General features: G+C 54.5%; 1 protein-coding gene. It reads right to left on the bottom strand.

Features of this window, described 5'->3' with window-relative positions; genetic code table 11:
• The coding region (locus tag ACEWB7_RS17535; protein WP_411581027.1) for a cation:proton antiporter at positions 1-475 on the bottom strand (475 nt) is incomplete at both ends.

Below are 475 nucleotides of genomic sequence, written 5' to 3'. Positions count from 1 at the left end.
GATAGAGAGAATAAGCGCAGGGACGGCAATCGGCCACAGATCGGAAGGCGTCACCAGCAGTCCCAGGACCAGGAACATGGCGATCTGCGCCAGCCAGGCCAGTCCGTCAAAGTATTGCAGGATCCCGTAACGGATGCGAATCGGACGGATTCCTAACAGGAATCCGCACAGATAGACCGCGAGAAAGCCGCTGCCTTCAAGCGCGGTCGTCAAAGCAAAAATCAGAATACCGCCGCTGAGCGCCAGCATCGGATACAGGCCGCTGGGCAGAGAAATACGGTTGATCATCTGCTGTAGCAGGTAACCGCCGCCGAGGCCAAAAACAATACCGAGACCGACCTGCTGGATAATATGGACGGCAAACATCCAGTCCAGGCCGGTTTCATGTTTCTGGATCATCTCAATTAATGTAATGGTCAAAAAAACGGCCATCGGGTCGTTACTTCCCGATTCGATCTCCAGCGTGGAGCCTACA

It is taken from the genome of Acinetobacter sp. NIOH-H-8, from assembly GCF_046635365.1.
In the GTDB taxonomy this organism is placed as follows: Bacteria; Pseudomonadota; Gammaproteobacteria; order Pseudomonadales; family Moraxellaceae; genus Acinetobacter.
Note: the sequence above shows the minus strand (reverse complement) of the source record. Positions and strands in the feature narration are given on the sequence as shown.